At 69.6% G+C, this 7,033-nt stretch carries 8 protein-coding genes; 5 read left to right on the top strand and 3 right to left on the bottom strand.

Features of this window, described 5'->3' with window-relative positions:
• The first annotated feature begins 3 nt into the window (after positions 1-3).
• Positions 4-525 carry a hypothetical protein gene (locus ASC99_RS25505; RefSeq protein WP_157531741.1) on the top strand — a complete coding sequence of 174 codons (522 nt, stop codon included), beginning with the start codon at positions 4-6 and terminating at the stop codon, positions 523-525.
• A gap of 55 nt (positions 526-580) precedes the next feature.
• Complete coding sequence (locus ASC99_RS25510) at positions 581-1,033, top strand: hypothetical protein (protein WP_057236215.1); 453 nt, start codon at positions 581-583, stop codon at positions 1,031-1,033.
• A 152-nt stretch (positions 1,034-1,185) separates the two neighbouring features.
• Here the strand turns inward: ASC99_RS25510 and ASC99_RS25515 are convergent, their stop codons facing one another.
• From ASC99_RS25515 to ASC99_RS38905, 3 genes are all read right to left on the bottom strand, one after another.
• Positions 1,186-1,644, bottom strand: coding sequence for a hypothetical protein (locus ASC99_RS25515; RefSeq protein ID WP_057236218.1), 459 nt, complete (start codon positions 1,642-1,644; stop codon positions 1,186-1,188).
• Positions 1,645-1,958: 314 nt separating this feature from the next.
• Complete coding sequence (locus ASC99_RS25520) at positions 1,959-2,681, bottom strand: hypothetical protein (RefSeq protein WP_057236222.1); 723 nt, start codon at positions 2,679-2,681, stop codon at positions 1,959-1,961.
• 125 nt (positions 2,682-2,806) lie between these two features.
• Entirely contained in the window at positions 2,807-2,980 is a 174-nt protein-coding gene (locus tag ASC99_RS38905) for a hypothetical protein (RefSeq protein ID WP_157531742.1), read from the bottom strand.
• Between the two features lie 555 nt (positions 2,981-3,535).
• Here ASC99_RS38905 and ASC99_RS25525 point away from each other — a divergent pair.
• The 3 genes from ASC99_RS25525 (at position 3,536) to ASC99_RS25535 (ending at position 6,767) form a co-directional block, all read left to right on the top strand.
• Positions 3,536-4,777 (top strand): IS110 family transposase, encoded by a 1,242-nt coding sequence (locus tag ASC99_RS25525; RefSeq protein ID WP_057236225.1) that lies wholly within the window; start codon positions 3,536-3,538, stop codon positions 4,775-4,777.
• Positions 4,778-4,821: 44 nt separating this feature from the next.
• Entirely contained in the window at positions 4,822-5,418 is a 597-nt protein-coding gene (locus ASC99_RS25530; RefSeq protein ID WP_057236228.1) for an Imm21 family immunity protein, read from the top strand.
• A 704-nt stretch (positions 5,419-6,122) separates the two neighbouring features.
• Positions 6,123-6,767 carry a uracil-DNA glycosylase gene (locus ASC99_RS25535; RefSeq protein WP_057236231.1) on the top strand — a complete coding sequence of 215 codons (645 nt, stop codon included), beginning with the start codon at positions 6,123-6,125 and terminating at the stop codon, positions 6,765-6,767.
• Positions 6,768-7,033 lie beyond the last annotated feature (266 nt).

Here is a 7,033-nt window from a genome sequence, read left to right on the forward strand (position 1 = left end):
CTCGTGACCAGCACGGACCTGGTCGAGGCCCACAAGCGCCAGTGGTACCAGGGGATTGTCGACCAACTCCCGAACCGGGAGGTGAGCCGGGCTGGCCGGCGCGGTGACACGGAGGCCGCCGACTCCACGATCTGGGAGCTGGAGACGCCGCCGCTCGCCCAGGACCCGATCACGGGTAAGCAGAAGGCGCATGCCAGGGTGCGGTGGCTGCTGTGTGGGGTGGCCGAGCACGGCATGGGGAAGCTGAGGATCTTCGAGCGTGGAGGCGGCCTCGTCGCCGTCGAGTGGCACCGGCCGTGGACCAACTTCTCCTTGCTGAACGAGCCGCTCATTGACCTCGGCTTCTCCGCCGACGTCGGCCGCCACGTCGTCCTCGACGCAGTCTTCGACAGCTTCACCCGGACCCGGGCAGACGGCCGCGGCGTGCTCTACAGCATGCACAGCTGGCTGGAGCACCTCCGGACCGGAGTCCCCCTCACGCCGGTCCGACAGCCCTGGGCCCCGGCCGGGGCAGCCGCGAGCTGACCCGCCCCCGGCTTGCCCAGTGAGCCGGGGTCACACCCTGCGCTGGAAGGACTCCATGAACACCAACGGCACCGCTGACCCGGCACTGCTACCGGAGCAGGCCGCCGCGATCATCACCCGGTTCAACCAGCTCGGCATGTCAGGGCCCACCATGTCGCCGGATCAGCTGGCGACCGCGCTGACAGGGCTGATCGCGCTGCTGCGGGCCACCCCGAACGCCTTGCGGCACATCAGCGGCCATCTGCTCAGCTCCCAGCGGCGCGGCTGCCTGGCCGATATCGTGGGCGGAGACACCGACGAGCTGGCCGAACGGATCAGGCAGCGCGTCTTCGATGGCGTCGCCCCGCTCGCCGAGCTAGCCCGCACGCTGGACGAGGCGTTGGTCCTAGTCCTCCGCTTCTACCAGCTGGACGACCCCGGCCTGGCTGGCGCCGAAGACGCGATCCCCTTGGTCCCGAAGAGTCGCACGGCCGACAGCGAGATCGCGGTGGAGCTGATCACCGACTAGTCCGGCTTCATGGCGTTGGCCCCGGTACCAGAGCTGGTATCGGGGCCAACGGCATTGCGGGCCAGGCTTGGTCAGACCAGATGCTGGGACCACTGTGCTGAGCCAGAGTCCACAGGCCAGCAGGGCGGCGCCGCGACGGTACGTCGGTCTGTTCAACTGCCGGTGCGGTCGGCGGTGTAGCCGCTGATCCGGCCGGTCTCGTGGGCCATCAGCTCAGCGAGGCGCTGGCCCGCCCACATGGCGAGTGTTAGCGCCACCTCGCGGGCGTCTTCGACCTTGCTGCCCGGACGGAGGTAGTTCAGGTGAGGGACGGCGATCCGGAGCAGGCGCTCGGCCCCGGCCCGCCGGTCCGGCCGGGCCTGGACGTCGTCGGTGGCGATGATGGAGAGGATCTCCATCGCCGTCGGTCCGGCCGGGTGCGGGTGCTTCTGGGCATGGCAGACCAGGTCGCCCTGGTCGAGCAGCCAGCGGTTGAACTGCTGCTGGTCGAGGTGCTGACGGAGGTAGGCGACCAGCTCGGTCGCCAGCGACTCGGTCAGCAGCAGCGAGTCCTCGGGCAGGGTGCCGGCGGCGTGCCAGGTCTCCAACGTGGCGATCAGCCCCTGGTACATCTCCCGGTTGGCCGGCGGCAGACCGGTCCCGCCCCGGCGGTGGTGGGCGGCCTCGTCCAGCGTGGTGGTCCGGATCAGCTGGAACGCTGCGGCGCGGGGGGCTGGTCCGGGCGGTGGTGTCGGTCATCGTGGGCCTTCCGGCTGTCTGAGGGTGGGGGCGCCTGGTCAACGGCGGTGTCCGGCAGCGGTGAGTTCGCGGGCCAGGGCCTGCCGCAGTTGGGGGAGGGACTTGTCTCCTCGTTGCCGCTTCCTGACGGGCGCCCGGCCGGTCTGCAGTCCGGATCGGCTGGTGCCGGGCTGACCGCGCCCTGTGCTCAGCGCTCGGCTGGGACTGACGCCACCCAGGTCAGCCAGGCGGCGGCGACGGCGGAGGCCTGTCGGATGGTCGTCTCGTCGGCGCCGACCCGGCTGTGGACCCCGACCTCGCGGTTGATGCGGGCGTTGATCTCGCGGTGGGTGTCTCCGGTGGCGGCGGCAATCTCGTTCACGAGGCGTGTGAGGCGACCGCGCGGGTCCGGGCCGTGGTCGATGTCGTCCGTGTTCAGGTCGATCTCGTCGTCCGGCCGGCCCCCGGCATCGAAGTAGGCCATGCCCTCGCACGGACGGCACATCGTGCCTTCGTAGTCGACGCTGGCCTGGCCGCAGACGTAGCAGACAGCACTGTCGCAGTTCGCGCAGTAGAAGGGGGAGACGTCGTCAAGGGAGCTGCGGCCGGGGATCTTGACGAACGCGCACTGCCTCCTGCACTGCGGTGACTCGTCACCTTCAGCGGAGTCCGGTGGCGCGGCCTCGGCCAGGGCCGCGCGTTCGACCAGCGTGAGCTGGTTGTCGCGGCGCTCGGCGTTCTGCCTCTTGCGGGCGTTCAGGCACTGGGCCCACTCCTCGTCGGTGAGGTGACTGCGGCAGGCGACCTGTACGGGGAGGTCGTCGTAGCCGCTCGGCCACGTAGCTGGCTCTCTCCGGCAGGGCTGTCCGGTCTGGGCGGCGCGACGGGAGCAGTGCCTCGTCGGGGAGACGTACTCGGCTGGCAGGTCCATTGGGCGCTCTCTTCGACGTCGGTGCTCGCACATCGTCTCGACTCGACCGGGGCCCGCGCAGGTAGATGGGGCGATCACTCGACCGTGATCGCGCGGTGCCCGGGAGGCTGACGGACTTCGTCGCGTCACTTGTCGGGCTGCAGGCGCTGCACCGCCGCCTGTTTGGCGCGGGCTGTCTTGGCGGTGGCCTGGGCGTGGCGGCGGGCCGGGCCGACCGCCTCGTCCGTGGTCCGGTGCTGTCGTTGGGCGGTGGCCAGCGCCTCCTCGGCCCGTGATAGCGCGGTCTTCGCTGCCTTCACCTCGCTGGTGGCTTCCCGCTCGCGCCGTTCGGCCTCGGCCTGGTCGTGTTCGGCGAGTTCCAGTAGGTACTGCGCCTAATTCGTTGATAGCGGATCGGTGGAGCCAGGGGGCTTCGGTCGGTTCGTTCGAATGCCGAGGCCGTGACGCCTATCCCGATCCGGGCCAGTGAGGCCTTCCGATAGATCGGCGCGCGGCCCGGCAGGTGCGGTGGTGGTGGTCGCGTGGGCGCCGGACGGATGCCTCTACTGTGCCTGGCCTTGAGGCCCACACCGAGCGCGGCGGCGACTGGCGTCCTCGCGACCACCACCACCCGTCAACACCGGACTCTTGATCGCTCGTTGGTGTTGGTGGTGCGAGCCCGCCGCACGGTGACCTCTCGAAACGCCCGAGCCGCTTGAGCTCCTGCAACAGACCGAGGCCCGTGGGGTGCGCTGGTGCCACGAACGGCTAGTGAGGTGGCGGACCGGCCGGTTGGTCGAGTCCTGGAATTAGGTAGCTGCGTGGCCCGCATGTGCTCGTGACCAGCGCAAACATCGCACCCTGGGGAGGGAACCTTGATCTACTGTGGCATCGACTGGGCCGAGCGGACACACGACGTCGCCCTGGTCGACGACACCGGCCAGCTGCTGGCCAAGCGGCACATCACCGACGACGCGGCCGGCTACAAGCTGCTGCTGGACCTGCTCGCCGAGTACGGCGACACCGAGGAGAACCCGATCCCGATTGCGATCGAGACCTCCCGCGGTCTGCTGGTCGCGGTCCTTCGGACCGGCAGGCGGAAGGTGTTTGCGATCAACCCGCTGGCCGCCGCCCGCTACCGCGACCGTCACGCCGTCTCCCGCAAGAAGTCCGACCCCGGCGACGCCCTGGTCCTGGCCAACATCCTGCGCACCGATATGCACGCCCACCGGCCCCTGCCCGACGACAGCGACCTTGCCCGCGCCGTCGCGGTCCTCGCCCGCGCCCAGCAGGACGCGACGTGGAACAGGCAGCAGATGGCCAACCAGCTCCGCTCGCTGCTGCGCGAGTACTACCCCGCCGCCCTGGCCGCCTTCGAGCCGTGGAAGAACGGCCTGTGCCGCCCCGAGGCCCGCGAGATCCTCAAGATCGCCCCGACCCCCGCCAAAGGCGCGCGGCTGACCCGCACTCAACTCGCCGCCGCCCTCAAGCGGGCCGGCCGTCAACGTGGAATCGAGGCCGACGCCGACCGGCTGCGGGAGGTCTTCCGATCCGACTGGGCCCACCAGCCCGCCTTGGTGGAGAACGCGCTCGGCCGGCAGATGCTCGCTCTCCTGGGCCAGCTCACGGCCGCGTGCACCGCCGCCGATGACCTGGCGCAGGCCGTTGAGGAGGTGTTCCCGCAGCACCCGGATGCCGAGATCATCCTCAGCTTCCCAGGCCTCGGCGCCCAGCTCGGCGCCCGGGTCTTGGCCGAGATCGGCGACGATCGCGAACGCTTCGCCGACGCCCGTGGCCTCAAGGCCTATGCCGGCGCATCGCCCGTCACCCGGTCCTCCGGCAAGAAGTCCAGCATCACCCGCCGCTGGGTGAAGAACGACCGGCTCAACCACGCCGGCTACCTCTGGGCCTTCTCGGCGATCACCGCCTCACCCGGTGCCAAGGGCCACTACCGGCGCCGCCGCGACGACAACGGCGACTGGCACGCCGCCGCCCAGCGCAACCTGTTCAACCGTATGCTCGGCCAGCTCTACCACTGCCTCAAGAACCGACGGCACTTCGACGAGCACACCGCGTTCCCTGCCGCCCCCGAGGCACTCGTCGCCGCGGCCGCATAGACGACCCATTAGAACTGTCGGAGGGTGGCGGCACACTGCTGTCCATGAGCGATAGCCAAAACAGCACCACCGCCGTGTCCGAACCGGTCTGGGTACGGTCCATGGGCGGTCCGCTCATCGCCGTGCCTGCCTCAGTGGTGCAGCTGTGGGGCGGCTGCACCGAGGGCGGGGTCATCCTGGGTGATTCAGGCGTGCCCGACGACTACGACCGCGCCTGCGAGGTCGAGGGCGAGGCAGGCCTGATCCACGTCGGCAGTAAGTCGGCGCTGGTGTTGGGTGATGAGCCGGCGACCACCTGCTTCCTGCCGGAACGGAGGCTCTTCCTGCGGTGGCGCGCTGCCGACTCATTCGAGGAGTTGCTGGAGGCTGCAGAGGCGGTTCTCGCCGACCCGGAGACGGCTTGGGTGGACTGTGGGCTTTGGGAGACCGACGGACCTGCGATCCTGATGGATTCGGCTGAGGCGGGAGTGGATCTCGGCAGGGAGTACCCGAGCGGCGGTGGACAGCCCGACGAGGCCGCCGTGCCCGTTGAGCCGGGGCGCTGGCGAGTTCGCGCGTTCCAGAAGACAGGCGACTACCCCTGGGTCAGCGTGGTCCAGCTCGATGCCGACGACCAGCGCGACGGAGCCGCAGCCACGTGACCTGAGCGCGAACGCGAATCGAACAGCCAACACCTCAACCCACGCGATCCCCCCAAGACTTGACGGCCTAACACCGTGAGGTGTCTCGGTGGCCTCTTCCTCGGCGGCCCGGGCGTCTCGCTCGGCCTGCTCGCGGCGCTGCTCGGCCGCTTGGCGGCGCCTCGCTTCGGTCGCCTCGGTGGCGACCTTCGCGGCTCGCTGTCGGCCCTCGGAGGATGCGGCCGCTGACTTCTTCCTCGCGGACGGGGTGGCAGAAGGGGGTGCGGGCGGCGCGGTGCCGGGCTTCACCGCACGGGTCAGCCGCCCGCTCAGCAGTACGGCTGCCGCCGAATCGGCGAGCGCCGCCTGCAGCGTGCCAGCCAGCTCTTCGTCCGCCGCGTCGCCGACCCGAACTCCCGCCGCGCGCGCGTAGCTGCGGGCCTGGACAACCAGTGCGTCCACCAGCTGCCTGCGCTGCACGAGCAGCTCCCGCAGCTGCTCGCCGTCCAGTTCCTGCTGGGCCTGGCGCAGGCGTGTGCCGAGCGCGGTGAACGCCCGGACGGTGTCCAGGTCGTGGTGGACGAGCTGATCGGCGAGCCAGGCCCCAACGGTGGGTTCTCCAGACACTCTGTGGATGTCTCATCTGAGTGATGTCCTTGACCGTCCGGTGACCCTGCGCCCGTTAGGGTCCCAGGCCATGGTGCTGGCCCGGTGTTGGAGGAAGCATGGCAAGACGGATGCGTGAAGAGGCGTTCCGAGTAGAGCAGGAGCAGGAGCGTTATGCCCCCCATGTCCGTCCGATCAACGAGATGGTCGACATCTTGCGCGATCAGGACGAGCGTGGCTGGATGCCGCATGTCGCACCCTGGCACGGGGGAGCGGAGGCTCGCGTGCTGTCCATTCTTCGGGACCCGGGCCCCAAGACGCAGGAAGGCGCAGGCTCGGGATTCCTGTGTGTGGAAAACGATGACCCGACGGCAGAGCTCCAGGCCCAGATCTTCGAGGAGGCCGGGATAGCGCCGCGTGACGTCACTCCCTGGAACGCCTATCCCTGGTACATCAACCGCTCACCGAACGCGGCTGAGCTCCAGGCTGGTGCCGAGGTCCTGAAACAGCTGCTGGGGCTGATGCCAAAGGCAGAGGTTGTGCTCCTCCAGGGCAACGAAGCCCAAGACGTGTGGCGCCGCCTGCTCAAGACGCGCCCCGAAGCCGTCCGTGACAGGACCCTGGAGGTGGTCAGCACCTACCACCCCGGTCGGCAGGCTCTCTTCGTGCGAGACCCGGAGGAACGCGCCCGCCGCGCGCAGCACCGTATCGACTCCTACCAGAAGGTCGGTGACGCCCTCCGCGGCAGAGGCGGGCAGCTATAGAGGCCCTGTTCTCGTATAGCTACGGCGAACGGACACGTAGCGCCGTGTGAGGTTTGGGGTCGTGGTCGCCGCGAGTGTCGGCGTACAGCGGATCGCGGGATCGCGGTAGCGGCCGTTCCGCAGTCAAGCGGGGCAGGCTGGCGACCTGCCCCGCTCGGTGAGTGACTTCTAGTAGGGCTTGGTCAGGTGCACTCGCTGATGGCGTGTCCTTGGGTCCGTGGGCGCGTTGATGGTGTGTGACACCTGGGGAGATGGATCAGGTCCGG

Origin of the sequence: Kitasatospora sp. Root107, from assembly GCF_001424875.1 — a bacterium.
Lineage (GTDB): Bacteria > Actinomycetota > Actinomycetes > Streptomycetales > Streptomycetaceae > Kitasatospora.

Bases quoted from the DNA above. Each gene is read 5' to 3' on its own strand.
- ASC99_RS25515 (WP_057236218.1), bottom strand. From the start codon at position 1,644: ATGTACCAGGGGCTGATCGCCACGTTGGAGACCTGGCACGCCGCCGGC.
- ASC99_RS25510 (WP_057236215.1), top strand. From the start codon at position 581: ATGAACACCAACGGCACCGCTGACCCGGCACTGCTACCGGAGCAGGCC.
- ASC99_RS25530 (WP_057236228.1), top strand. From the start codon at position 4,822: ATGAGCGATAGCCAAAACAGCACCACCGCCGTGTCCGAACCGGTCTGG.
- ASC99_RS25535 (WP_057236231.1), top strand. From the start codon at position 6,123: ATGGCAAGACGGATGCGTGAAGAGGCGTTCCGAGTAGAGCAGGAGCAG.
- ASC99_RS25520 (WP_057236222.1), bottom strand. From the start codon at position 2,681: ATGGACCTGCCAGCCGAGTACGTCTCCCCGACGAGGCACTGCTCCCGT.